This is a genomic window from Arcobacter siniprincipis (SeqCode), assembly GCF_048571125.1.
In the GTDB taxonomy this organism is placed as follows: Bacteria; Campylobacterota; Campylobacteria; order Campylobacterales; family Arcobacteraceae; genus Arcobacter; species Arcobacter siniprincipis.
The window spans coordinates 949484-973653 of record NZ_CP182343.1 but is presented as its reverse complement, the minus strand read 5'-3'; the positions used below and the strand labels follow the sequence as shown (position 1 = coordinate 973653).

Here is a 24170-nt window from a genome sequence, read left to right as displayed (position 1 = left end):
ATATTAAATTCAATCCTCAAAAAGTTTAGTTTCCTTCCCATCAAAACTAAGCACATTTTTTTTCTTCATATAAGCAATATGCTCCTCTTCACTCATTTTATTATATAAAACTGGTAAATCCTCCCTTTGACCTAGGAAGTCATATAAAGGAACACCTTTACCACATGAGTTATTTACATTCTCTATAGTCACTTCAAAAACTTGTCTTGCTGCTCTTTTTGTAGAGAAGTGAGAGATATATTCTTCCCATGCATCATCTCTTTTTTGTATCGCTTTTGCTTTACAATAAAGCCTTAGAATATTTGGTGTACCCTCAAAAGCGCAAAACATAATAGTCATTCTATTATCTTCTAATAAATGAGCAGCCGTTTCATTTCCACTTCCAAAATAATTTAACCATAAAATTTTATTTTTATCTATTATCTTAAAAGTATCATCTAAACCTTTTGGTGAAAGATTTATTTTCCCATCTTTTGGAGTAGTTGAGACAAAAAATATCTTTTGTTTTTTTATAAACTCTATATCAAGTTTACTAAGTTTATCAGTAATATTTGCCATAAATTTCCTTTAACAATCAAGTTAAGAGTTTAAGATTAATTATCTTTTATTTTGATAAAAAATATTTAACAATAATGATAATGAATATTAATTAATACTAAAGTTTATTTGTTTTATAATCCATTTTTTTATAAGGAATGACAATGGAAAAAACAATAAAGCTCATAAGAGTTTCACTTGGTATTATATTTTTATGGTATGGGATGTTAAAATTCTTCCCTCAATTAAGTCCAGCAGAAGACTTAGCAATTACGACTATTCACAAACTGTTTTTTGGATTGATAAATGACACCTTATCAATCAAGCTATTAGCTATTTGGGAAGTTACTGTTGGTATAGGATTTATTTTTGGTATATATACAAGATATGTGGTTGTTTTATTTCTAGCACATATGATTTGTACTTTTACACCACTATTTATCTTACCAGATATCTCATTTACCCATGCACCATATGCCTTTACACTTGTAGGACAATATATTGTAAAAAATGTAGTATTCATTTTAGCAGGAATTTTGATTTATCAAAATGAAATAAACCAAAGAAAAGAAGTAAAAGCAATATGACAAATGAAGAGTTAAACTCTTCATTTTGCTTTTATTCAGCTAGTAAGTTTCTATAAAACTCTCTGTACTTCGTATCACCCTCATCTCTTGCTTTCATAGCAGCTCTTGGATGTTCGTTTAACTGACCAGTTAACATATATGGAATACTATATCCCCAATCAAGCTCTTTTTCTAAAGGTACAATATACTCTTCAATGAATTTAAGTACTGGCATTAGTTTATATTTTGGATTTTTTAGAAAACCAATTAATAGTTCAAGTGGACAATTTCCAGCTCCTCGTCCAAGACCTGAAATAGTCACATCTAAAAAACTTGCTCCATACATCATAGCTTCGATTGTATTTGCATATGCTAGTTGTAAGTTATTGTGAGCATGAATACCAATTTTCTTACCAGTTTTTTCTGCATAAGAAAGATATTTTTCTGTAAGTTTATTAATTTGTTCAGGGTAAAAAGAACCAAAACTATCAGCAATATAAATAATATCTACATTTGTTTTACTTAGTTGCTCTAATACTTCGTTTAACTCATCATCAAAAGATTTAGATATAGCCATAATATTTACAGTTGTTTCATAACCTTTTGAATGAGCTTCTTCGATTAGCTCAATGGCTGCTGGAAGTTGATGAATATATGTTGCTATTCTTATCATATCAACAACACTTTCACTTTTTGGAAGTAATTCAGAAGGTACAGTTCTACCAATATCTGACATAACTGCTATTTTCATGCCTGTATTATTTTCACCAACTATTCTTCTTATATCTTCTTCTTTACAGAAATTCCAAGCCCCATATTCATCTTCACTCATAATAGAAGGAGAGTTATTTTTTCCTATTTCCATATAATCAACACCAGCAACAACACAAGTTTCATAATGAGCTTTTACAAACTCATCTGTAAAGTGATAGTTATTTACCAATCCACCATCTCTAATCGTACAATCAAATACTTTTATGTCTTCTCTTACTGACAATATTGAACCTTTTTTCTCAATCATCCTTCTATAATCCCCCTAGCTTTTTTTAATTTTTACAATAAGTTCTTCAAGAACTCAACTGTCATTCTAACCCCTGCTCCACTTGCACCATGAGGATTATATCCCCAAGCTTTTTCTACAAATGCAGGTCCTGCTATATCAAAGTGTAACCATTTATCTTTATTTTCATCATATATAAAGTTATCTAAAAATAACCCAGCTGTAATTGCTCCACCATATCTTGTATTTGCAATATTACAAATATCTGCAATCTCAGACTTGATAGTTTTTCTCAAGAATCTATTAAATGGTAAAGTTGTTGCATATTCTCCAGAGCTTAAGGCATTACAAACAGCATCTCTTTTTAAAGTTGTATTATTACCCATGATTCCAGTTGTATATTCACCAACACCTACAACACAAGCACCCGTTAGCGTTGCATAATCAAAGATATAATCAAAATCTTTTATTTTATCTTGGGCATAACATAAACAATCAGCAAGTACAAGTCTTCCTTCCGCATCTGTATTTCGCACTTCAATAGTTTTTCCATTTTTAGCAGTTAGAACATCATCAGGTTTATAAGCATCTCCACCAATCATATTTTCAACAGCACCAATGATTCCATGAACTTCAATTGGTAATTTTAATTTTGCAACGGCATTTAAAATACCAATAACTGCACAGCCACCACTTTTATCTGATTTCATAGTAACCATAAAATCAGCAGGTTTTAAAGATAATCCTCCTGAATCATAAGTTAAACCTTTACCTACAAGTACAACTTTTCTAGTTGCATCCTTTGGTTTATATGCCATATGAATAAGTTTTGGTTCATGAACACTTGCTCTTGCAACACTTAACATTGCATTCATTCCATTTTTTTCTAAGAACTCTTCACCATAAATTTTACAAATTATGTCATTTTCTTTTGCAACTTTTTTTGCCTCTTTTGCCATAACTTCTGGATAAAAGTCTTGTGGAGTTGTATTTACATAATTTCTAACTTTATTAACAGAGTTTGCAATATGAGTTGATTGTTCTAAAATTTCTTCTAACTCTTTAGAAACTTTACAACAAATAATTAACTCTTTTTTTAACTCTTTTTCTTTTTTACTTTTATATTTATCAAAAGTATAAGATCCTAAAATGGCACCTTCAACTAAAGCTTTTAAAGCCTCTTTTTCTTCACCAAAAATTTCTACTTTTGCATCTTTATATTTTGTTGAATTAAATTTTTTCATCGCTGCTGATATTGCAATTGCAATTGCATCATAAGACTCTTCTTCACATCCTACATATATTTTTTTTGATTCAACTAAAAATACTACTTCTTCATCTTTTGCTTTAAAGTTTAAATCATCTAAAATTTCTTTATCATATTTATTTACATCTTCAAAATTTAAAACAATACTTATCTCAACTGCTGTGTCTAATTTTTTGATGCTATCATTACTTAGGGTTATTTTCATTAACTTTTTCCTTTCTTTTTGATGCTTGGTTAAAATAATAAATTATTCCACCACCTATTAAAACGGCAAATGGTGCTGCAAAATACCAATGTTCTTTTGCAAATTTTATCACAATTAAAATCTCTTCTCCAAAATACCACACAGGAATTATTGTAATAGCAGCCCAACACCAAGCACTAAGAATATTTATAAAAGCAAACATTTTAGCGCTATATCGGGTAAGCCCAATAGATATAGGAATAATTGTTCTCATTCCGTACATATATCTTTGTGCAAAAATTATTGGCCATCCATACTTTTGTAATAAAAGGTGTGCTAAAGCAAATTTTCTTCTTTGACCTGAAAACTTCTTATGTACATAAGCTTTGTTAAACCTTCCAATATAAAAATAGATCTGATCACCAACAAAACCACCAAGTCCAGCTACAAAAATAGCTAAATAAAGGTGCATAGAACCATCATGAGCCATAAGTCCAGCCATTATTAATCCTAGTTCACCTTCTAAAATAGACCAAGCAAAGAGGATAATATACCCATATGCTTTTAATAAATATAAAAACTTATCTTCTAATCCGCTAACGGGTGCCTTGTATAATTCGTAAGCAATAAAAGAAAAGAATATTACTACTACTAAAAAAAGTATTTTACCTGAGTTGTTTTTTAGTCTATTTCTCAAAAACTTTCCTATTCAAAATTTAATAAATCTTTTGCCTGAACCATATCTTTGTCTCCACGACCTGATAAATTCACAATCACTGTTTTCCCTTGAAATTTCTCTTTTGCTTTTTTTAAGTATGCTATTGCATGAGCACTTTCAAAAGCAGGAATAATTCCCTCTTTTCTACTTAACCATACAAAAGCATCAAGTGCTTCTTCATCTGTAATAGAATCATATTGCACAGTTTTATTATCTTTATGAAAAGAGTGTTCTGGTCCAATTCCTGGATAATCAAGTCCCGCTGAAAAAGAGTGCGCTTCTAGAACTTGTCCATCTTCATCTTGAAGTAAATAAGAACATTGTCCATGTAATATTCCAGGAGTTCCTTTTTCTAAAGAACAACCATGTTTATCTGTGCTTGTTCCAAGTCCTCCTGCTTCTATTCCTATACAAGTAACTTCTTTATCTTCTAAAAAGTGAGAAAAAATACCAATGGCATTTGAACCACCTCCAATACAAGCTAATACGAAATCAGGTAATCTTCCATCTTTTTGTATAGCTTGTCGTCTTGCTTCCCAACCAATAACTGCTTGAAAATCTCTTACCATCATAGGATAAGGATGGGGACCAGCAACAGTTCCTATTATATAAAAAGTATCTCTTGCATTTGTAACCCAATATCTAATTGCATCATTCATAGCATCTTTTAAAGTTTTACTTCCAGATTGAACGGCTACAACTTTAGCACCTAGAAGTTTCATTCTAAATACATTAAGTTCTTGTCTTTCTACATCTTTTGCACCCATAAATACTGTACACTCTAAACCTAAAAGCGCAGCAATAGTTGCACTTGCAACTCCATGTTGTCCAGCACCAGTTTCTGCAATAACTTTTGTTTTTCCAAGTTTTTTAGCCAATAAACCTTGCGCAATTACATTGTTTATCTTATGAGCACCTGTATGGTTTAAATCTTCTCTTTTTAGATAAACTTTTGCACCAATTTCTTCAGAGATATTTTTTGCATGATATAAAGGATTTTCTCTTCCTACATACTCTCTTAATAGCTCATTTACTTCTGTCCAAAACTCTTTGTCAAATCTATATTTTTTGTATTCAGCTTCTAGTTCAAGTAAAATAGGCATCAATGTTTCAGGAACATATCTTCCACCAAACTCACCAAAATGTCCATTTTCATCTGGATCAAATTTACTTTTTTTAGGTATATATATTTCTTGCATTATATCTCCAATACTGAATAAACAGGGGCATGTTCAGCTACTTTTTTATCCCCAGATAAAAATTTTAGATTTAATAAGAAGCATACTTCAACTAATTGTGCATTAACATGTTTAATAAGTTTTGCAGCAGCATTAGCAGTACCTCCTGTTGCGATTAAATCATCAATTAATAAAACTCTTGCATCTTTTATAGGAAAAGCATCAAGATGGATTTCTACCTCATCAAAGCCATATTCTAATTCATATTTTTCACAAACAGTAGTTCCTGGTAATTTTCCTTTTTTTCGAACAGGAACAAAACCAATACCAAGTCTATCAGCAAGTGCAGCCCCAAATATAAAACCTCTTGAATCAATACCAGCAATATAGTCTAAATTATAAGATTTATATCTCTCTTCAAAATGATCCATCAAAGTTTTATAGGCCTCTTTATTATTTAATAAAGTTGTAATATCTTTAAATATTATTCCCTCTTTTGGAAAATCTTTTATATCTCTTATAGAATTAAAAATTAAATCTCTTTGCTCTTGCGTTAAACTCATCTAGTTTCCTTCGAATGCATCATCAATCAATTGACAAATTGTATGTCCAAATAGTATATGCATTTCTTGTATTCTTGGTGTATCGCTTGATGGTACTATTAAGTTAACATCACAATAAGAATCCATTTCTCCGCCATCACGACCTGTTAGTCCTATAATTTTACAACCTAAATCTTTCCCTACTTCAAAAGCATTTATTACATTCTTTGAATTACCAGAAGTTGAAATACCTATAAGTAAATCACCCTCATTTGCTAAACTCTCAACTTGTCTATCAAAAACTCTATCATAACCATAATCATTTCCAATAGCTGTTAGGGCACTTGTATCTGTTGTGAGAGCAATACCTGGTAAACCCCTTCTTTCAGTTTTATATCTTCCTGTAAGTTCAGCTGCAATATGCTGTGCATCAGCTGCACTTCCACCATTTCCAAAAATTAATATTTTATTTCCGGCTTTTAGTGTATCAACTGCTAATTTTGAAGCTTTTTCTAAAGGCCCACTCATCGTTTCAATTACTTTTTGAATTGTTTCTAAATGTGATTGAAACTCTTTTTGAATTGTTTTTTTCATATTATTTACCTAAAATCTTTTCAATTGTTGAAGTTGTACTTTTACCTTCTACAAAATCAATTAAAACTGTCTCTTTTGCAATATCTGAGCCAACTACTTCTTTACCTTCATAATCAGCACCTTTTACTAAAATATCAGGTTTTACTCTTTCTATTAATTCATAAGGTGTATCTTCATCAAAAATTACTACATAATCAACACACTCTAATGCTGATAAAATATATGCTCTATCATCATGGTTATTTATAGGTCTATTTTCACCTTTTAATCTTTTTACACTATCATCTGAATTTAAACCTACTATTAATATATCACCTAAGGATTTTGCATTATTTAAATATGATACATGACCTTTATGTAAAATATCAAAACAACCATTTGTAAAGATTATTTTTTTATTTTGTTTTCTTAATCTTTTTGCTACTTTTTTTATCTCTTTAACTGTTTTAATATGCAGGTCTATTGAGCTTTTATGTAGCGTTGCTTTATAATCTTCTATTTCATCAAGAGTTACTGTTGCACTTCCAAGTTTTCCAACAACTACTCCTGCTGCTAAGTTTGCAAACTCTAAAGCTGCAAAAATATCTTCAGTCATAGCTAAAGCATAGCCTAATGATGCTAAAACTGTATCTCCAGCACCTGTTACATCAAATACTTCTTTTGCAACAGTTGGTTTAACAGTAACCTCTTTATCTTTTAAAACAGCGATACCATCTTCACTTAAAGTGATTACTGACATTTCTAAACTAGCTATTTTTTGAAGTTCTTTAAGTGCATCTCTTAGACTATCTTCAGAATCTATTTTTATTCCCGTTGCTACTTCTGCTTCTTTTTTATTTGGAGTTAGAAAATATGCTCCAGCATATTTTGCGTAGCTTTTGCCTTTTGGATCTACTATTACTTTTTTATTATTTAATGTTGCTATTTTAATAATTCTTTGTGTTAAATCATTTGTTAAAACACCTTTTCCATAATCTGATAATAAAATTAAATCATAGCCATTAACTATTTGTTGTAATTTTGCATATACTTTATCAGTTGATTCAAATGAGATATTATTTTTACTCTCATGGTCATATCTTACAACTTGCGACTTTGATGCCATAATTCTAGATTTTTTAGAAGTTTTTCTACCCTTTTGAAGTATTAAAAAACTTTTAGCATCTGTTGCATCAATTAGATATTTTACTTCTTCTGCAACACTATCATCACCAACAACAGATAAAACACCAACTTCAGCACCAAGACTTAAAAGGTTGCTAATAACATTACCAGCCCCACCTAATACTTTTGTCTCATTTTGTATATCAATAATTTGAACAGGAGCTTCAGGTGAAATTCGATCACAAGTTCCCCAGAGATAGTGGTCAACCATTAAATCACCAATTACTAAGATATTTGGTTTTTTTTCATTTTGTAAAATTCTTTCCATTATTTAACTTCCACCTCATATATTCTTTTTATCTCTTTAATATAATCTTTTATTCCATCTTCCATTTCATACTTTGGCTCATAATCTAAATAAGTTTTTGTATCTTCTATATTTGCTTCTGTATGGAATTGATATTGTCCAATATATGGATTTGGAATATAATTTGTTCCTAAATTTGTACCTAACTCTTTTTGTAAAATATCAGCTATGTCTTGAAAAGATCTAGCTTTTCCAGTTCCTACATTATAAACTCCACTTTTTTTAGGAGTTGCTGCTTTTATATTTGCTTGAATTACATCTTCTATATAAATAAAATCTCTAAGTATCTTATCACTTCCTTCAAATAATTTTGGCGTATTACCAGCTAGTATTTGATGTCCAAACTGTATTACAGTTGAAGCTGTTTTATTTTTATAATACTCCCTTGGACCATATACATTAAAGTATCTTAACCCCACAATAGAGATATCTAAATCTTTTTTTAAATAATCATAAGTAATATTATCCATCATAAGTTTTGAAAAGCCATAAACATTTCCTGGATTTTCATTTCCAACTGTTTGAGGAGAAGCAGCATCCCCATAAGTTGCTGCACTACTTGCATAAATAATGTTTGCATTATGATTAATTGCCATTTTTAATAAATCTTCATAGGCATTAACATTTGTTTTTACCATCAAGTCTTGTTCACTTGCAGTCGTATCTGAAATAGCAGCTTCGTGGAAAATAAAATCAAATTCGTAATCTTCATCAATTTGATTTAATAGTTCTTTATCATTGATATCCCCACTAATAACTGTTCCTGTAAAACCTAATAAGTTTTTATAGTGTCCAAAAGACTTCAGGTTACCATTACTTAAAGTTTCACCACTTCTAAATGAATCTAAAGCAATAACCTTTGAATTTGGATAATTGTTTTGAAAATAAAAGCATAAGTTTGAGCCAATAAATCCTGCGGCTCCTGTAATTAATATCGTTTTTTCATTAAAATCATATTCTGTATATTTCATATTTACCTACTTTACATAAATGGGCTTTATTCTATCGAAAATTAAGTTACGGTTTTATAATAAAATCAGATAATTTAAAATATAATTTTTTATATTATTCTTGGAGTTCACATGAAAATTTTCATTATATTAATATTTATCATCTCAAATATCTTTAGTCTAAATTTAGAAAAGCCCAAAATATATAAAAATCAAGAGATAAATAACTGGCTTATGAGTGAAAAACTAGATGGAATAAGAGCCTATTGGGATGGAAAATCTTTATATACAAAAAATGGTAATAAAATATTTGCACCAACTTCTTTTACCAATAATTTTCCACCCTTTGAACTTGATGGTGAACTTTGGAGCAAAAGAGATGATTTTGAAAATATTCAAAGTATAGTTTTAGATAAAGCACCAAGTTCAAAATGGAGTGAAATAACATACAATATTTTTGAAGCTCCAAACTCAAAAGGCAACTTTTACATGCGATTAGAAAAAATTAAAGATTGGTTTGATAAAAATCCAAATATAAAAGTAAATATAATCAAACAAATACAATGCAAAAATAAAAAAGAGTTAGATGATTTTTTAGAAAAAATTGTTTTATTAAAAGGTGAAGGGGTAATAATAAAAAATCCAAACCTTGAATATGTAAACAAAAGAAGTAAAAATTCTCTAAAAGTAAAAAAGTTTTATGATGAAGAGGGAATTGTTCAAAAAATAAATTATAATAATGAAAAAATGAAAAGTTTAGAAATAAAACTAAATAATGGAATAATTTTTAATCTTGGAAATGGTTTTAGTGATAAACAAAGACTAAATCCACCAAAAGTAGGAGAACAAATTACATTTAAATATTACGATTTAACAAAAAATGGTAAACCAAAATTTGCTTCATTTTTAAGAGTTAGGAAGCAGGAATAATTATATTTTTAACTTCTTTTATTGAGTCACAAACAAAATTTGCTAAGCTACTTGATTCATCAAAGTCATGTCCCGTTTTTACTTGAATAGTGTTTTTAATACCAGCATTTTTAGCACATAAGATATCTGATTTTTTATCTCCTATTAACCAAGAGTTTTCCAAATCAATTTCATGATTTTTGAGTATATTATCTATCATTCCAGTTTTTGGTTTTCTACAATTGCACTCTTGAGTTGGGGCATGGGGACAAAGTTCTACTTGAGAGATAGTAATACCATTTTTTACAAACTCCTCTATCATCCATGAAGTTAAATTATTAAAATCCTCTTGTGTATAATATCCTCTTCCAATACCTGATTGGTTAGTTATAATAAAAAGTTTATAATCATTATCTTGTAGATATTTTAAAGTATCAAAAACACCAGTTATAAACTCAAAATCTTCAGCTTTATATAAATAGTTTTTTTCAATATTAATAACTCCATCTCTATCTAAAAAAATTGCTTTTTGCATTATATTCCTATTATAAATCATATTCAGAAGAAGAAATACCAGAGGCTATAATTTTTTCGCAAACACTTCCACTATTTTCATCATTTATGATTACACTTAATTTTTTATTCTCTATATTTACAGATACACAAGAGCTATTGTCATCTTTATAAATCGCTGTTGTACCTTCTATATTCCAAGTATTCGGATTCAAAGTTAGAGCCTCTTTAAAATCATCAAGTTTATTATTTACCATATAATATGCTCTAACTGATGAGATTATTGTTGCTATGTCTTTTTGAACAATTGCAGCTTCTGCGTTATCTTTTGTATCTAAAAGTTTTGGCACTGCTACTGTTGAGATTATTCCTATTATAACTATTGCAAAAATCAATTCAAGTAATGAAAAAGCTTTTGTACTTACCATTTTTTACCTTTTTAATAATAAAATAAATTATATCATTAAATTTTTTAATTACTTTTTAATTATTCTTAAATGACAGATATTTAAAAATAGCATCTTTTACTTCTTTAACTTTGTCTTCATCACCTTGCAGTCTATCAAAGTATTTTTCTATTGGTTCATCTTTTTCAATCAATGAGATTTTTGAGAAAATTTCCAAAAAGACATAAAAAGGAACATCATCCCCTCTTTTTAAAAAATGAATTGCCCGTTGAAGAGTTACAAAAGGATTTAAGTTTACTCTTGTCAAACCATTCTTTTTTGTAAGTACATAGTTTACAAAATCTTCTCTAACATCAGCTTCATTAACTGTTATTTCAAAGTTTTTAGTATCTAAAACACACTTAAAGCCTATTTTTGTCGAATGAAAATCGAATATATCTACAATAAATTTTAAATCTTTATCTAAAAATCTTTCCCTATATACTATTTGAATTAAATCAGTATCATAAAGATAAGTATTTGAGTTGTTTTCATATAAAAAATATTTTCTATCTAAATTAGCACATACTCTTTTTAATTTTTCTTTTGTAAATAAAAATATATCAATATCTCTAAATGTATCAGCCTTTATACATGATCCTGCTAAATAAAACTCAACATATTCATCTTCAAAGGAGTCAATTTTTACATTTTTAAAAAAATTTTGTAATTTATTAGTTACATTTTCTAATCTATAATCAAATTTTATTGCCAATTCATATGGTATAAAATCAAAATCATTAAAAAAATCATATTTCATTTTAACTCCTTTATAACTTATTATATATTATTTAACCACAAAATTTGGATTCAACAAATCTTTTTTGTTGTAAATTAGTGGTTTTTCTAATTCCAAATGATAAGTCATCTTTCCTGCACATCTTACTATTGCATCAGCTGCTGCTGTATCCCATTCCATAGTAGGTGCAACCCTTGGATAACAATCAGCGCTACCATCTGCTACTAAACAAAGTTTTAATGAACTTCCCATAGAAATCAGCTCTTTTTCTTTTGTTGTTTCTATGTTATCAATATATGTTTGTGTTTCTTCTGACATATGTGATTTACTAGCAACAATGATATATTTACTATCATCTCTTTTTATTGGAAGTTTTTGCGTATTTTTAAAAGCACCTACCCCTCTTTTGGCACTATACATTACACCAATTGCAGGAGCATAAACAACTCCTAAAACTGGTTCTTGATTATGTATTAAGGCAATATTTACAGTAAACTCACCATTTTTTTTGACAAACTCTTTTGTTCCATCAATTGGATCAATACACCAATAATACTCCCAATCTTTTCTTATCTCATAATCAGTCTGTTTATTCTCTTCAGACATAATTGAGATATTTGGATATAAATTTATTAAACTATTACAAATAATTTCATTTGATTTTATATCAGCTTGGGTAAGTGGAGAATTATCTTCTTTATACTCTACTTCAAAATCTTTATTATAAATTTCCATTATTACTTCGCTAGCTTTTAGTGCAATATCTTTTATATCATTTAAATTTATTGTTTCTAGCAAGTTTTTTCCTTAAAGAATATTTGGAATATCAATATTTGTCTCTTTTTGATTATCAGCAACTGTTTCAAAAACAACTTCAATAGGTGCTTCACCACTATGTTCTTTATCAACAAATTTAGTTAAGGCTTTGTGGAAATCAAGTCTTACTGTTCCAATTGGTCCATTTCTTTGTTTTCCTATAATTACTTCAGCTTCTTCTACTGGCTTATTTGTAAAGGTTGATTTATAATCTTCCCCTTTATCTTTTGCCTCTTTTTCTTTTCTAGCCTCATCTCTTTCTTTATACACATCATCCCTATAAACAAACATAATAATATCGGCATCTTGCTCAATAGAACCAGATTCCCTTAAGTCACTTAGCATTGGTCTTTTATCAGGTCTATTTTCAAGTCCCCTATTTAGCTGAGAAAGGGCAATAATTGGTATTTTCATCTCTCTTGCCAACATTTTAAGACCCCTTGAAATATCAGAAACCTCTTGGTGTCTATCTTTATTTCCAGTCCCTTGCATAAGTTGTAAATAATCGATAATTACTAAAGATATATTATTATCTTTATTTTGAGCTAATTTTCTCACCCTTGCTCGAAGTTGATTAATATTAACACTTCCCCCATCATCAACAAAAAGTCTTTTTTTATTTAAGTCCTCAAATGCGCCACTTAAATTTGACCATTGAGCATCATCTAAATCACCTTTTCTAAGGTTTTGTAAAGGAATTGAAGTCTTAGCCGCTAACATTCTTAGCATAAGTTGTTCTGCTGGCATTTCAAGTGAGAAAAAAATCACCCCTTTATTTGCTTCAACATTTTTAAGTGCCATATTTAAAACTAAAGCCGTTTTCCCCATAGCTGGCCTTGCTGCAATAATAATTAAATCTCCATCATTAAAACCTGTTGTTTTTTTATCCAATTCATAAAAACCTGTAGTTTCACCAATAAGGTGCTTTCCTCCAAGTTCTTTCATTCTTTTTATGTATGATAAAGTGTCATCAGTGATTACGTGTATATCTTTAAGTTCTGTTGAGGCTGAATCAGTAGTGATTTTATAAAGAGCATTTTGTACAGTATCCACAGCTTCTGTTGCTGCGATATCATCTTCAATTGCAACTTTTTTTATTGTAGTTGCTAGGGTTGCAAGTTCTCTTTTGACACTTGCATCTTTTATCTCTCTTGTATATGCTAAAGTGTTTGTTATTGGATTTGCAGAAAGTATCTCTATTAAAATATCATCATCAACATCTTTTGAATTTACTCTTCTTCGAATAAATTCTTCATCTATTGGCATATCTTCATTATGGAGTTTTTCCATAACTGCAAAGATTTTCTGATGAGCAGGAAGATAGAAATCTTTTGGTTTTAGAACGCCTAAAACATCTTCTATCTCATCGGGATTAAATAAAATCGAACTTAATACTGCTCGTTCTATGTTTAAACTATAAATACTATCCATTATTTCTCCAATTAAAGGATAATATTTTAGCTAAGAATAGATTATTGTTTTGTTAATTTACTCTTTTTGGTTTTCTACTTCTTTTTCAACCTCTTCTAAAAATCTTTCAAGAAGTTCTTCTGTTGGAAGTTTAGCTATAGTCTCACCTTTTTTTATAATCAAACCACTACCTTTTCCATAAGCAATTGCAACATCTGCACTTTTAGCTTCGCCTAAGGCATTTACAACACATCCCATAACTGAAACATTCAATGGAGTTCTTATATGTTTTGTTCTCTCTTCCACTTGTGCTACTGCTGTTACTAAATCTGCTTCTATTCTTCCACAAGTTGGACAAGATATTATGTTAAGCCCTTCTTTTGTAAGACCTGCATCTTTTAAAATTGCTCGCCCCACTTCTATTTCTTTTTCTAATTCACCAGTTATTGAAATACGCATAGTATCTCCAATACCATCAAGTAATAAACTTCCTAATGCAATTGAAGATTTTATAGTTGAGTGAAATAGTGTTCCAGCTTCAGTAACTCCTAAATGAAAAGGATAATTATTCATAGGTCTTAAATCTTTATAAGCTTGAACCGTTCTTTGTACATCACTTGCTTTTAGTGATACTTTTATATCTGTAAAACCTAAGTCTTCTAAAAATTTGATATTATAATCAGCACTTGCAACCATACCTTCAGGTGTTTGCCCATACTTATTTTCAAATTCTTTTTCTAAAGAACCACAGTTTACTCCAATCCTTATTGGTAAGTTTCTGTTTTGACAAGCTTTTACTACTTCTTTTACTCTATCTTTACTACCAATATTACCTGGATTTAATCTTATACAATCTACAGATTCAGCGGCAATAAGTGCTAATTTATAGTTAAAATGGATATCAGCAACCAAAGGTAAAGAGCTTTGTTCTTTGATACTTTTTAAAGCTAATGCTGCTTCCATATCAGGAACAGCGACTCTTACTATATCTGCACCTGCAAAATGCAATAGTTTTATTTGCTCAACAGTAGCTTGTATATCTGATGTTTTTGTATAAGTCATTGATTGTACAGAGATTGGTGCATCACCACCAATAGCAACATTACCAACGAATATCTTTTTTGTAGGGTATCTTTTTATCATGTCAGGATTGTAGCAAAAAAAAATAAATTTTCAAATAAATATTTCTTTTAATATTTTATATAAGAAAGGATATAATAAATACATGAATAAAAAAACTTTAACTATTTATATTGTCTTATTTACTATAATAATTTTTACTTTTGTTTATATCTCTTTTAATTACTTAAAAAGCCATGAGAAAGAGTTATTAAATAACAAATATAATATTTTATCAACCCAAATTAATAAAAATATTAATTTTTTAATTGAAGATAAAAAAACAGCCACTTTATCCCTTGCAATTGCAACATCAAAATTTGAAAATATAAAAAATGCATTAAAAACAAAAGATATACAGAATTTAGATTTATCTAATTTTTCTAAAGAACTTGGAGCGAATACAAGTTTTAAAAATATTTGGTTTATGCTTATAGATAAAGATGGAAAAAGTATTTACAGAAGTTGGACTGAACACAAAAATGATACTTTAATATTTAGAAAAGGCATTAAAGATCTACTAAAAAATCCAAAAATTACAACTACAATTAGTGTTGGTCGGTATGATATGACTTTCCATTCAATAATACCAATATATGACCAAAAAGAGTTTCTTGGAATATTTGAAGTCATTACACACTTCAATTCTATTGCAAAAGATATTAATAAATCTGATACACATAGTCTTATTTTGGCAGATAAGAAGTATTTTGATTCTATCAAATATCCTTTTACTAATAACTTTATAGATGAATATTACATCTCAAACTTAGATGCAAAAGATTATTTAATAAACTTAATAAAAAAAATAGGAATAGAAAAAGTACTAAAAACAAATAACTACATAATAGTTGACAACAAATTTATAGGTACTTATAAAATAAAAGATTTGGAGAAAGAGACTATTGGCTATATTATTTTTTCAAAAGACCTAAAAGATATAGATATGTCTAATATAAGCAAATTTAAAACTAACTTTATAACTAATGCTATTTCTTTACTTGTTTTTTCAACTTTTGTTTTAAGTCTGATTTTCTATTATATTTTTTCAAGAAAAGTTATTATAGAAAAGAAAAAAGCACAACAAATACTTGATTCACAACAAAATATTATTATTTTAACTGATGGGGAAATTTTAAACAATGCAAATAAACAATTTTTAAACTTCTTTAATCAATATCATTCTGTAGAAGAGTTCAAAAAAGAGCATAAATGTATTTGTGAAATGTTTGTGGATATAAATGACGAGAATTATATAACAGATAAAGATTATAATGGTAAAAATTGGGCACAATTTATCTTAGAAAATCCAAAAATAAATTTAAAAGCTGCCATGATAAAAGATGAACAAATCAGGCATTTTTTATTAAATGTTAGTTTAAATTTATTTAGTGGAGAAGAGATACCTTATATTGTAGTTACACTTACAGATATCACTTTAGATATAAAACAAAAATCAGAATTAAAACTCTTAAATGATAATTTAGAACTTTTAGTTGAAGAAAAAACAAAAGAGCTAAAAAACCTAAATGAATCACTTGAAATAAGAATAGAAAAAGAGATATTAAAAAATAAAAAGAAAGATGAAATACTTTTTGAGCATAATAAAATGCTTGCTATGGGAGAGATGATAAATAATATAGCCCACCAATGGAGACAGCCTCTTAGTGCAATATCCTCATCAGCTAGTTCAATATTGCTAAAAAAAGAGATGAATTCTTTAGATGATGAGAGTTTAGATTTTTTGTGTTCTCATATAGTTGAAAGTTCAAAATTTTTATCAAAAACAATAGAAGACTTTAGAATATTTTATAATGAAGATGAAAAAGAAGAAGAGTTTTTGTTAGAAGATATAATTAATCAAAATATAAAAATAATTACAAATAAATTAGAAGACGAACATATAAAAATCGTAAGTAATATTGTTGAAAAAATAAAAATATTTGCCACAAAAAAACAGTTCCAACGAGCTGTTTTAAATATAATAAATAATGCCATTGAAGCTTTAATCGAAAACAAAAAAGACCAAAGATATATTTTTATTACAACTTTTGAAAACAGTTTATCAATAAAAGATAACGCAAATGGCATAAATAAAGATATTATAGAACATATTTTTGAACCTTACTTTACAACCAAACACAAAAGTCAAGGAAGAGGTATAGGATTATATATGGCAAAAATTATTTTAGAAAAAAATATGCATTTTAAAGTGGAAGTAGAAAATAAAGCTTTCACTTACAATAAAAAAGAATATTTTGGTGCAAATTTTATTATAAATTTCAACAAATAAACCATTAACTTTTCTTTTAACTATTTTCGATATAATTGCCAAATATTATATAAAAGGAACCAAATGCAAGAGTTTTCTACTTTTGACATGATTATTGTTGGGATTTCAGTAGTATTAGGACTTAAAGGTCTTTTTAAAGGTTTTATAAAAGAAGTTTTCGGACTTGTGGGTATTATTGGGGGTATTTTTATAGCTTCAAGATTATCAGAAACAGTTGGAAACCTTATTAAGCCATTAATTGGAATTGATAGTAATGCTACATTATCATTAATCGGATTTGTTGTTACTTTAATTGGATTTTGGATTTTAGTTTATATTGCAGGTTCAATCTTAAGTAAAATGAGTGAAATGAGCGGACTTGGTGCACTAAATAGACTGTTTGGATTTGTTTTTGGTACAGCTAAGATATTTTTAATTATTTCAGTGATTTTTTATGCTTTATATCAAATTCAATCATTTAGAGCTTCATTAGATAAAAAACTTGCAAATTCAACAGTTTTCCCTCTTTTAGTAGAAACAGGTGGATTTATAGTTAAGCTTGATACTTCTAAATTTTTACCAAGTAATGAAGAAGTAACAAAAGAAGAGCCAGTAGCTGAAACTACTAAAGAAAATAAAGATGAAACAAAAAAAGATGTAGAATCTGGAACAAATATTGATAAAGAAGAAGTAAAACCTGAAGCAACTCCTAAAAAAGAGACTTTAGGTGATAAAATTATTCAATCAACAAGTGATGCAGTACAAAAAGTAAAAGAGACTGGAACAGAGATAATAAAAGATACTCTTACAAAACCAGCAAATGAAGAGAAATAAAGGACTTATATATTGTTTGAAAATACATACATACAACAAAGAATTGAAAAAGCAAATAACTTAAGAGAACTTGGTGTAAATCCTTATGCTAATGAATCAAAAAGAAATACAACTATTGCAAAATACTTAAATGTAAACAGCGATATTTTTCAAAAAGAAGATAAAAGAGATGAGAAAAGACACTATATAGTAAGTGGTAGAATTAAATTTTTTAGACTTATGGGAAAAGCATCTTTTCTAAAAATAGAAGATGAAAGTGGAATGTTGCAACTTTATCTTGCAAGGGACAATTTACCAGAAGGTTTTTACAACGATGTATTTAAAAAGAATATTGAAGTTGGAGATATTATTGAAGTTGGTGGATATCCTTTTGTAACAGGTCAAGGTGAATTATCACTACATGTGGATAGTGTTCAAATACTTACAAAAGCAATTTCTCCACTACCTGAAAAATACCATGGTATTCAAGATAAAGAGTCAAGATATAGACAAAGATATTTAGATTTAATTATGAATAGCGAAGTAAGAAAAACTTTTCATATAAGAAGTAAAGTTATTAGTCTTACAAGAAGATTCTTTGAATCAAAAGGTTTTTTAGAAGTTGAAACTCCTATGATGCATCCAATTGCAGGTGGGGCAAATGCTAAACCATTTACTACTCATCACAATGCATTAGGTGTTGATAGGTTTTTAAGAATTGCACCTGAGTTATATTTAAAAAGATTAATCGTGGGTGGATTTGAAGCTGTATTTGAAATAAATAGAAACTTCAGAAATGAAGGAATGGATGCAACACATAATCCAGAATTCACTTCTATAGAATTTTATTGGGCTTATAAAACACATAAAGATTTAATAGCCCTTACAAAAGAGTATTTTGAATACTTGTTTGAAAACTTAGATTTACCAACAAACTTACCATATGGTGATTTTGAAATTGATTTTAATAAATTTTCTGAAATTCCATTAATCCAATCACTTTATGAAATTGGTGGAGTTCCTCAAGATATAGTTGAAGATAAAGATAAAATTATTACATTTATGAGAGAAAATAGACTTGAAGTAAATGAAAATATGAATATTGGCCAACTTCAAGGTGAACTTTTTGATGAATATGTTGAAGAAAAATTGATTAACCCAACATTTATAACAGAATATCCAGTTGAAATTTCTCCTTTAGCAAGAAGAAATGATAAGAAACCACATTTAACAGATAGATTTGAGTTATTTATAGCTGGAAAAGAAATAGCAAATGCTTTTTCAGAGTTAAATGATCCTTTAGATCAACTGGGCCGGTTTGAAGCTCAAATGGCTGCTAAAGATTCAGGTGATGATGAAGCACATGAGATGGATGAAGACTTTGTTAACGCACTATCTTATGGAATGGCTCCTACTGCAGGAGAAGGTATAGGTATTGATAGACTTGTTATGATGTTAACAAATCAACATAGTATTAGAGATGTATTACTATTTCCAGCAATGAAACCAGTTAAACAAGAAATAGATTTACATTCAGAAGACCAACAATAAAATAATAAATCAGGAGAATTAAAAATGAGTTATATTAGTAATAATAGTTTAGAGCAAGCAGATAAAGAGATTTTTGATATTTTAGAAAATGAGTTAGACAGACAAACTACACACTTAGAGATGATTGCAAGTGAAAACTTTACAAGCCCAGCTGTAATGCAAACTATGGGTTCAGTATTTACAAACAAATATGCAGAAGGTTATCCTTATAAAAGATATTATGGAGGATGTGAATTTGCTGATAAAGCTGAACAATTAGCAATTGATAGAGCTTGTGAGATTTTTGGTTGTAAATTTGCAAATGTTCAACCACATTCAGGAAGTCAAGCAAATGGTGCTGTTTATGCAGCATTAATAAATGCTGGTGATAGAATTTTAGGTATGGATTTATCTCATGGTGGACATTTAACACACGGTTCTAAACCTTCATTTTCAGGGAAAAACTATTCTGCATTTTATTATGGTGTAGAACTTGATGGTAGAATTAATTATGACAAAGTTATGGAAATAGCAAAAATCACACAACCAAAAATTATTGTTTGTGGTGCTAGTGCATATGCAAGAGAACTTGACTTTGCTAAATTTAGAGAAATAGCTGATGCAGTTGGTGCAATTTTATTTGCAGATATTGCTCATATTGCTGGTTTAGTTGCTGCTGGTGAACATCCATCACCTTTTCCTCATGCACATGTTGTAACAACAACTACACATAAAACATTAAGAGGACCAAGAGGTGGACTTATTTTGACAGATGATGAAGAGATTTCTAAAAAAATTAATTCTGCAATTTTCCCAGGTATTCAAGGGGGACCTTTAGTTCATGTTATTGCTGCAAAAGCTGTTGCATTTAAAGAAATACTTGATCCTTCTTGGAAAGATTATGCAAAACAAGTTAAAGCAAATATAAAAGTTTTAGCTGATGTATTAATGAAAAGAGGATATGATTTAGTAAGTGATGGAACAGATAACCATCTAGTTTTAGTATCATTTTTAAATAAACCATTTAGTGGTAAAGATGCAGATGCTGCTTTAGGAAATGCAGGGATTACTGTAAATAAAAATACAGTTCCAGGAGAAACTAGAAGTCCTTTTGTTACAAGTGGTGTTAGAATAGGAAGTCCAGCACTTACAAGTAGAGGTATGAAAGAAAAGGAATTTGAAATTATTGCAAATAAAATTTGTGATGTTTTAGATGATATTGAGAATACCCAATTACAAGCAAAAATTAAAAAAGAGTTAGAAGAATTAGCTAAAAATTTCGTTATTTATACTAGTTCTACATATTAATAAATAATAATAAAGGCTTATTATGGAAATAAAAGGCGAAGATTTTATAAAAAATGTTCAAATAAAAAGGGAACAAACAGAATTAGAGGAGAGATTGATGGAACTAGAGTCACAAGCTAAAAACATAAATTCTTCTTCGAAGAACCCATATGAACAAAATAATCCTTATGCAAGTAATGATAATTTTACTTATGAAGAAGAAGTTAATAAAACAGAATCTGAGTTAGATGATATTTTATTGGGAGCTAATAATTCTTCACAAAATAAAGACAATAAAAAGAAATATATTGTCTTAGGATTAGTTTTAGCAGTTTTATTTTTGATAACGATTATAATCTTTCGTCTTTTAGATAACCAAACTAAAGTAGAAGATGATTCATTAACAAAAAAAGAGACAATTGAACAAGACAAACCTTTAAATGACAATATTGAACAACAGTATCAAAAAATAGTAAATGAAAAATTAAAAAGCATTGAAGATTTAAATAACAAAACTGAAAAGCAAAATAAAGATATAACAGAAGCAATGGATCTTAATAATATCCAAAAAGAAGAGAAAAAAATCTCTTTACCAGAGCCTTCGCAAAACGATATTGAAAAAGCAAAAGAGTTAAAAAAAGATATCTTCAATGTAGAATCAAAAACGGTAGAAAAAGAAATAGAAAAACCAAAACCAATTGTTAAAAAGCCAGTTGTTAAAAAAGTAGTGGCTAAACCTACTCCTAAACCAGTTGTTAAAACTACAAAGAAAATTTTAACAAATGAACCAAATGGTACTTTTATTCAAGTAGGAGCATTTTCGAGAAATATAGATAAAAAATATATGGATAATCTTAGAACTAGTAATCTTAAATATGTATTTTATAAAGTAAATGTAAAAGGTACGACTTTTACAAAAGTATTAGTAGGCCCATATAATTCAAGAAGCGATGCAATCAATAATATGAATAGTGTTAAATCAAAACTTAAAATCGATAGCGCTTTTATCTTAAAATTTTAATGAAGGTCTAAATTTATGCAGATTTTTTCAAAAGAACTTTTTTTAGACCAATTTACACCTGTTTCAATTTATAAAAAAGTAAAGGACATCTATAAAGATGAAATTACTTTTTTATTTGAAAGTACTATCAATTCAAGTGATGGTAACTACTCTTATATTTTAGTTGGTGCAAGAGAGCGAGTATGGCATGAAAATTCAAAAACATTTTTCAAAAATGAAAAAGCTGAAATAAAAGAAGTAGATTCAAATCCACTTAAATTTTTAAAAGAGTATTACAAAAACTTTGACAAAAAGTTTTATAAACAAAAATCATTAGAGTTAGGGATTGGATTAATTGATGGGTTTATTGGAAATGTTGGTTATGATATTGGTAAAGAGTTTGAACCAGTTTTAAAACCATTTATGGATCCATTGATTGATGAATTAAATATTCCAGATTTGGACTTAATACGACCAAAAATTATTTTAGGGTTTTCGCATAAAACTTCTAAACTTGTAATTGTTACAAGTTGTGAAAAATATAAAAATGATTTAGAAATTATTGAAAAAAATCTATTTACTCCTTATGAATTCTTACCATTAAAAAAAGCTGAACTTTTGGATGAGGGGAAATTCAACTATACAAAAGAACAATTTTTTGAAATGGTATCAAAATCAAAAGAAATGATAAGAAGTGGTGATGTTTTTCAAATACTTATGTCAAATAGATTTACTCAAAAAGCTATTGTTGACCACTTAAGTTTTTATAGGGCATTAAGAAGTAAAAATCCTAGCCCTTATCTTTTTTTACTTGAATTTGAAAATTTTTCTATTGCAGGAAGTTCTCCTGAAGTTATGATTAGACTTCTTGATGGGCATATACTTTTAAGACCAATTGCGGGTACTAGAAAAAGAGGTAAAACCATAGACAAAGATTTGGAAATGGAAAATGAACTTCTTTCTGATATAAAAGAGAGAGCGGAACATATTATGCTAATCGACCTTGGAAGAAATGATGTGGGGAGATGTGCAAAACCTGGAACTGTAAAAGTAACTGATTTGATGAGAGTAGAAAGATATTCTCATGTAATGCACATGGTAACTGATGTGGAAGCAGTTATTGATGATAAATATGACATGTTTGACCTTTTTGCAGCTACTTTTACAGCAGGAACAATGACAGGAGCTCCAAAAATAAGAGCAATGGAATTAATTGCGCAATATGAAGGAATTAAAAGAAACTTCTATTCTGGAAGTATTGCTTATTTTGGTTTTGATGGAAATATGGATAGTGCAATTACTATTAGAAGTACAATGCTTACAAAAGATAAAGTAATATTCCAAGCAGGAGCAGGAGTAGTTGCAGATTCAGTTCCAGAATTAGAGTATTTGGAAGTACAGAATAAACTTGCTGCTAATATTGCAACACTAAAAGACTTATCATAAAATATTAAAAGATTTATCTTAATTAATATTGGATATGATGTTATTTTAAAATAACTACCAATATTAAAAGGATAAATTTTGCTACTTGGCGTAAACATAGATCATATTGCTGTATTAAGAGAAGCCAGAAAAATAAATGACCCAAACCCACTTGATGCCCTAGGAATTTGTAAATTAGCAGGGGCTGAACAAATCACAATCCATTTAAGAGAAGATAGACGACATATTCATGATAATGATGCAAAAAATATTATTAAATTATCAACTCTTCCAGTTAATTTAGAGTGTTCAATTAATGAAAAAATCATAGATATTGCATGTAAATTTAAACCTTCTCGTGTAACACTTGTTCCTGAAAATAGACAAGAGGTTACAACTGAAGGTGGTTTAGATTTAAAATCAAACTTTGAAAAAATAAAAAATGCTGTTAATAAACTTCATGAAAATGAGATTGAAGTTTCACTTTTTATAGATCCTACAAAAGATATGATAGAGTTATCGCAACAACTACAAGTTGAGTGGGTAGAGCTTCATACTGGAACTTTTGCAAATGTATATGCAATGTTACATGGGAACTTAAATAATACACACCATAGTATCAAAGAGTTAGAATTGCCAAGGGAAGATTTAAAAAAACTACTAACAAAAGTAAGAAAAGAGATTAAAAAAGCTTCAATATTTGCCAAAGAGTTAAATTTGAAAGTTGCTGCGGGACATGGTCTTAATTATCAAAATGTAACGATGATTTCAAGAATAAAACAAATAAGTGAATTAAATATTGGACAAAGCATAATAGCAAGATCAGTTTTTACTGGCTTAAAAGATGCAATTATTGAGATGAAAAATCTTATCAAGGATTAAGA

Annotated in this window: 24 protein-coding genes; 9 read left to right on the top strand and 15 right to left on the bottom strand. The window is 28.7% G+C overall.

All coding sequences use genetic code 11. From position 1 onward, the window contains the following. Nucleotides 1–9: 9 nt before the first annotated feature. Complete coding sequence (locus ACNI3D_RS04915) at nucleotides 10–558, bottom strand: pyridoxamine 5'-phosphate oxidase family protein (protein ID WP_419768450.1); 549 nt, start codon at nucleotides 556–558, stop codon at nucleotides 10–12. Between the two features lie 143 nt (nucleotides 559–701). Between ACNI3D_RS04915 and ACNI3D_RS04910 the strand changes: the two genes are divergently transcribed. Next, on the top strand, nucleotides 702–1124 hold the full coding sequence (locus ACNI3D_RS04910) for a DoxX family membrane protein (protein WP_419768449.1): 423 nt from the start codon (nucleotides 702–704) through the stop codon (nucleotides 1122–1124). A gap of 31 nt (nucleotides 1125–1155) precedes the next feature. Here ACNI3D_RS04910 and ACNI3D_RS04905 read toward each other — a convergent pair whose 3' ends face one another. From ACNI3D_RS04905 to rfaD, 8 genes are read right to left on the bottom strand one after another with little or no spacing between them, the layout of a single operon-like run. Next, a complete protein-coding gene (locus ACNI3D_RS04905) occupies nucleotides 1156–2100 on the bottom strand; it encodes an aldolase catalytic domain-containing protein (protein ID WP_419768448.1) in 945 nt (314 codons plus the stop codon). 56 nt (nucleotides 2101–2156) lie between these two features. Next, the gene (locus ACNI3D_RS04900; RefSeq protein WP_419768447.1) at nucleotides 2157–3575 is read right to left on the bottom strand and encodes a leucyl aminopeptidase; all 1419 of its coding nucleotides are present in this window, start codon (nucleotides 3573–3575) and stop codon (nucleotides 2157–2159) included. Next, nucleotides 3556–4251 carry a DedA family protein gene (locus ACNI3D_RS04895; protein WP_129102093.1) on the bottom strand — a complete coding sequence of 232 codons (696 nt, stop codon included), beginning with the start codon at nucleotides 4249–4251 and terminating at the stop codon, nucleotides 3556–3558. Before ACNI3D_RS04895 ends, ACNI3D_RS04900 begins: the two co-directional genes overlap by 20 nt. 8 nt (nucleotides 4252–4259) lie before the next feature. After that, nucleotides 4260–5471 carry a tryptophan synthase subunit beta gene (trpB, locus tag ACNI3D_RS04890; protein ID WP_419768446.1) on the bottom strand — a complete coding sequence of 404 codons (1212 nt, stop codon included), beginning with the start codon at nucleotides 5469–5471 and terminating at the stop codon, nucleotides 4260–4262. Next, nucleotides 5471–6013 (bottom strand): adenine phosphoribosyltransferase, encoded by a 543-nt coding sequence (locus ACNI3D_RS04885; RefSeq protein WP_129102092.1) that lies wholly within the window; start codon nucleotides 6011–6013, stop codon nucleotides 5471–5473. The genes trpB and ACNI3D_RS04885 overlap by 1 nt, the downstream gene beginning before the upstream one ends. After that, the gene (gene gmhA / locus ACNI3D_RS04880; RefSeq protein ID WP_419768445.1) at nucleotides 6014–6586 is read right to left on the bottom strand and encodes a D-sedoheptulose 7-phosphate isomerase; all 573 of its coding nucleotides are present in this window, start codon (nucleotides 6584–6586) and stop codon (nucleotides 6014–6016) included. Between the two features lies 1 nt (nucleotide 6587). After that, a complete protein-coding gene (gene rfaE1 / locus ACNI3D_RS04875; RefSeq protein WP_419768444.1) occupies nucleotides 6588–8018 on the bottom strand; it encodes a D-glycero-beta-D-manno-heptose-7-phosphate kinase in 1431 nt (476 codons plus the stop codon). Further along, complete coding sequence (rfaD, locus tag ACNI3D_RS04870) at nucleotides 8018–9028, bottom strand: ADP-glyceromanno-heptose 6-epimerase (RefSeq protein WP_419768443.1); 1011 nt, start codon at nucleotides 9026–9028, stop codon at nucleotides 8018–8020. The genes rfaE1 and rfaD overlap by 1 nt, the downstream gene beginning before the upstream one ends. A 111-nt stretch (nucleotides 9029–9139) precedes the next feature. Between rfaD and ACNI3D_RS04865 the strand changes: the two genes are divergently transcribed. Continuing rightward, nucleotides 9140–9937, top strand: coding sequence for a DNA ligase (locus ACNI3D_RS04865; RefSeq protein WP_419768442.1), 798 nt, complete (start codon nucleotides 9140–9142; stop codon nucleotides 9935–9937). Here the strand turns inward: ACNI3D_RS04865 and gmhB are convergent. The 6 genes from gmhB to ispG are packed head-to-tail and all read right to left on the bottom strand — an operon-like array spanning nucleotide 9921 to nucleotide 14983. Beyond that, on the bottom strand, nucleotides 9921–10451 hold the full coding sequence (gene gmhB, locus ACNI3D_RS04860) for a D-glycero-beta-D-manno-heptose 1,7-bisphosphate 7-phosphatase (protein WP_419768441.1): 531 nt from the start codon (nucleotides 10449–10451) through the stop codon (nucleotides 9921–9923). The two genes, ACNI3D_RS04865 and gmhB, sit on opposite strands and share 17 nt — an antisense overlap. Nucleotides 10452–10461: 10 nt before the next feature. Continuing rightward, nucleotides 10462–10857: a prepilin-type N-terminal cleavage/methylation domain-containing protein gene (locus tag ACNI3D_RS04855; RefSeq protein WP_375723113.1), complete on the bottom strand. Its 396-nt coding sequence runs from the start codon at nucleotides 10855–10857 to the stop codon at nucleotides 10462–10464. A gap of 55 nt (nucleotides 10858–10912) precedes the next feature. Beyond that, complete coding sequence (locus tag ACNI3D_RS04850) at nucleotides 10913–11635, bottom strand: Gabija anti-defense Gad2 family protein (RefSeq protein ID WP_419768440.1); 723 nt, start codon at nucleotides 11633–11635, stop codon at nucleotides 10913–10915. A gap of 27 nt (nucleotides 11636–11662) precedes the next feature. Then, nucleotides 11663–12412, bottom strand: coding sequence for a 3'(2'),5'-bisphosphate nucleotidase CysQ (gene cysQ / locus ACNI3D_RS04845; RefSeq protein ID WP_375723111.1), 750 nt, complete (start codon nucleotides 12410–12412; stop codon nucleotides 11663–11665). Between the two features lie 9 nt (nucleotides 12413–12421). Further along, a complete protein-coding gene (locus ACNI3D_RS04840; protein WP_419768439.1) occupies nucleotides 12422–13861 on the bottom strand; it encodes a replicative DNA helicase in 1440 nt (479 codons plus the stop codon). Nucleotides 13862–13918: 57 nt separating this feature from the next. After that, entirely contained in the window at nucleotides 13919–14983 is a 1065-nt protein-coding gene (gene ispG / locus ACNI3D_RS04835; RefSeq protein WP_419768438.1) for a flavodoxin-dependent (E)-4-hydroxy-3-methylbut-2-enyl-diphosphate synthase, read from the bottom strand. 82 nt (nucleotides 14984–15065) lie between these two features. On the opposite strand from ispG, the gene ACNI3D_RS04830 reads away from it, so the two are divergent. The 7 genes from ACNI3D_RS04830 (at nucleotide 15066) to ACNI3D_RS04800 (ending at nucleotide 24168) form a co-directional block, all read left to right on the top strand. After that, nucleotides 15066–17252 (top strand): ATP-binding protein, encoded by a 2187-nt coding sequence (locus ACNI3D_RS04830; protein ID WP_419768437.1) that lies wholly within the window; start codon nucleotides 15066–15068, stop codon nucleotides 17250–17252. Between the two features lie 63 nt (nucleotides 17253–17315). After that, nucleotides 17316–18065: a CvpA family protein gene (locus ACNI3D_RS04825; protein WP_419768436.1), complete on the top strand. Its 750-nt coding sequence runs from the start codon at nucleotides 17316–17318 to the stop codon at nucleotides 18063–18065. Nucleotides 18066–18077: 12 nt separating this feature from the next. Further along, nucleotides 18078–19595 (top strand): lysine--tRNA ligase, encoded by a 1518-nt coding sequence (gene lysS / locus ACNI3D_RS04820; protein ID WP_419768435.1) that lies wholly within the window; start codon nucleotides 18078–18080, stop codon nucleotides 19593–19595. Between the two features lie 24 nt (nucleotides 19596–19619). Next, nucleotides 19620–20882 (top strand): serine hydroxymethyltransferase, encoded by a 1263-nt coding sequence (locus ACNI3D_RS04815; RefSeq protein ID WP_129102007.1) that lies wholly within the window; start codon nucleotides 19620–19622, stop codon nucleotides 20880–20882. A 22-nt stretch (nucleotides 20883–20904) separates the two neighbouring features. Continuing rightward, a complete protein-coding gene (locus ACNI3D_RS04810; RefSeq protein ID WP_129102006.1) occupies nucleotides 20905–21882 on the top strand; it encodes an SPOR domain-containing protein in 978 nt (325 codons plus the stop codon). A gap of 15 nt (nucleotides 21883–21897) precedes the next feature. Further along, complete coding sequence (locus ACNI3D_RS04805; RefSeq protein WP_129102005.1) at nucleotides 21898–23307, top strand: anthranilate synthase component I family protein; 1410 nt, start codon at nucleotides 21898–21900, stop codon at nucleotides 23305–23307. Nucleotides 23308–23385: 78 nt separating this feature from the next. Next, a complete protein-coding gene (locus ACNI3D_RS04800) occupies nucleotides 23386–24168 on the top strand; it encodes a pyridoxine 5'-phosphate synthase (RefSeq protein WP_419768434.1) in 783 nt (260 codons plus the stop codon). Nucleotides 24169–24170: the final 2 nt, after the last annotated feature.

Coding starts and splice junctions, on each gene's coding strand:
- ACNI3D_RS04915 (WP_419768450.1), bottom strand. CDS start 558: ATGGCAAATATTACTGATAAACTTAGTAAACTTGATATAGAGTTTATA.
- ACNI3D_RS04910 (WP_419768449.1), top strand. CDS start 702: ATGGAAAAAACAATAAAGCTCATAAGAGTTTCACTTGGTATTATATTT.
- ACNI3D_RS04900 (WP_419768447.1), bottom strand. CDS start 3,575: ATGAAAATAACCCTAAGTAATGATAGCATCAAAAAATTAGACACAGCA.
- trpB (WP_419768446.1), bottom strand. CDS start 5,471: ATGCAAGAAATATATATACCTAAAAAAAGTAAATTTGATCCAGATGAA.
- ACNI3D_RS04885 (WP_129102092.1), bottom strand. CDS start 6,013: ATGAGTTTAACGCAAGAGCAAAGAGATTTAATTTTTAATTCTATAAGA.
- gmhA (WP_419768445.1), bottom strand. CDS start 6,586: ATGAAAAAAACAATTCAAAAAGAGTTTCAATCACATTTAGAAACAATT.
- rfaE1 (WP_419768444.1), bottom strand. CDS start 8,018: ATGGAAAGAATTTTACAAAATGAAAAAAAACCAAATATCTTAGTAATT.
- rfaD (WP_419768443.1), bottom strand. CDS start 9,028: ATGAAATATACAGAATATGATTTTAATGAAAAAACGATATTAATTACA.
- ACNI3D_RS04865 (WP_419768442.1), top strand. CDS start 9,140: ATGAAAATTTTCATTATATTAATATTTATCATCTCAAATATCTTTAGT.
- gmhB (WP_419768441.1), bottom strand. CDS start 10,451: ATGCAAAAAGCAATTTTTTTAGATAGAGATGGAGTTATTAATATTGAA.
- ACNI3D_RS04855 (WP_375723113.1), bottom strand. CDS start 10,857: ATGGTAAGTACAAAAGCTTTTTCATTACTTGAATTGATTTTTGCAATA.
- ACNI3D_RS04850 (WP_419768440.1), bottom strand. CDS start 11,635: ATGAAATATGATTTTTTTAATGATTTTGATTTTATACCATATGAATTG.
- ACNI3D_RS04840 (WP_419768439.1), bottom strand. CDS start 13,861: ATGGATAGTATTTATAGTTTAAACATAGAACGAGCAGTATTAAGTTCG.
- ispG (WP_419768438.1), bottom strand. CDS start 14,983: ATGATAAAAAGATACCCTACAAAAAAGATATTCGTTGGTAATGTTGCT.
- ACNI3D_RS04830 (WP_419768437.1), top strand. CDS start 15,066: ATGAATAAAAAAACTTTAACTATTTATATTGTCTTATTTACTATAATA.
- ACNI3D_RS04825 (WP_419768436.1), top strand. CDS start 17,316: ATGCAAGAGTTTTCTACTTTTGACATGATTATTGTTGGGATTTCAGTA.
- ACNI3D_RS04815 (WP_129102007.1), top strand. CDS start 19,620: ATGAGTTATATTAGTAATAATAGTTTAGAGCAAGCAGATAAAGAGATT.
- ACNI3D_RS04810 (WP_129102006.1), top strand. CDS start 20,905: ATGGAAATAAAAGGCGAAGATTTTATAAAAAATGTTCAAATAAAAAGG.
- ACNI3D_RS04805 (WP_129102005.1), top strand. CDS start 21,898: ATGCAGATTTTTTCAAAAGAACTTTTTTTAGACCAATTTACACCTGTT.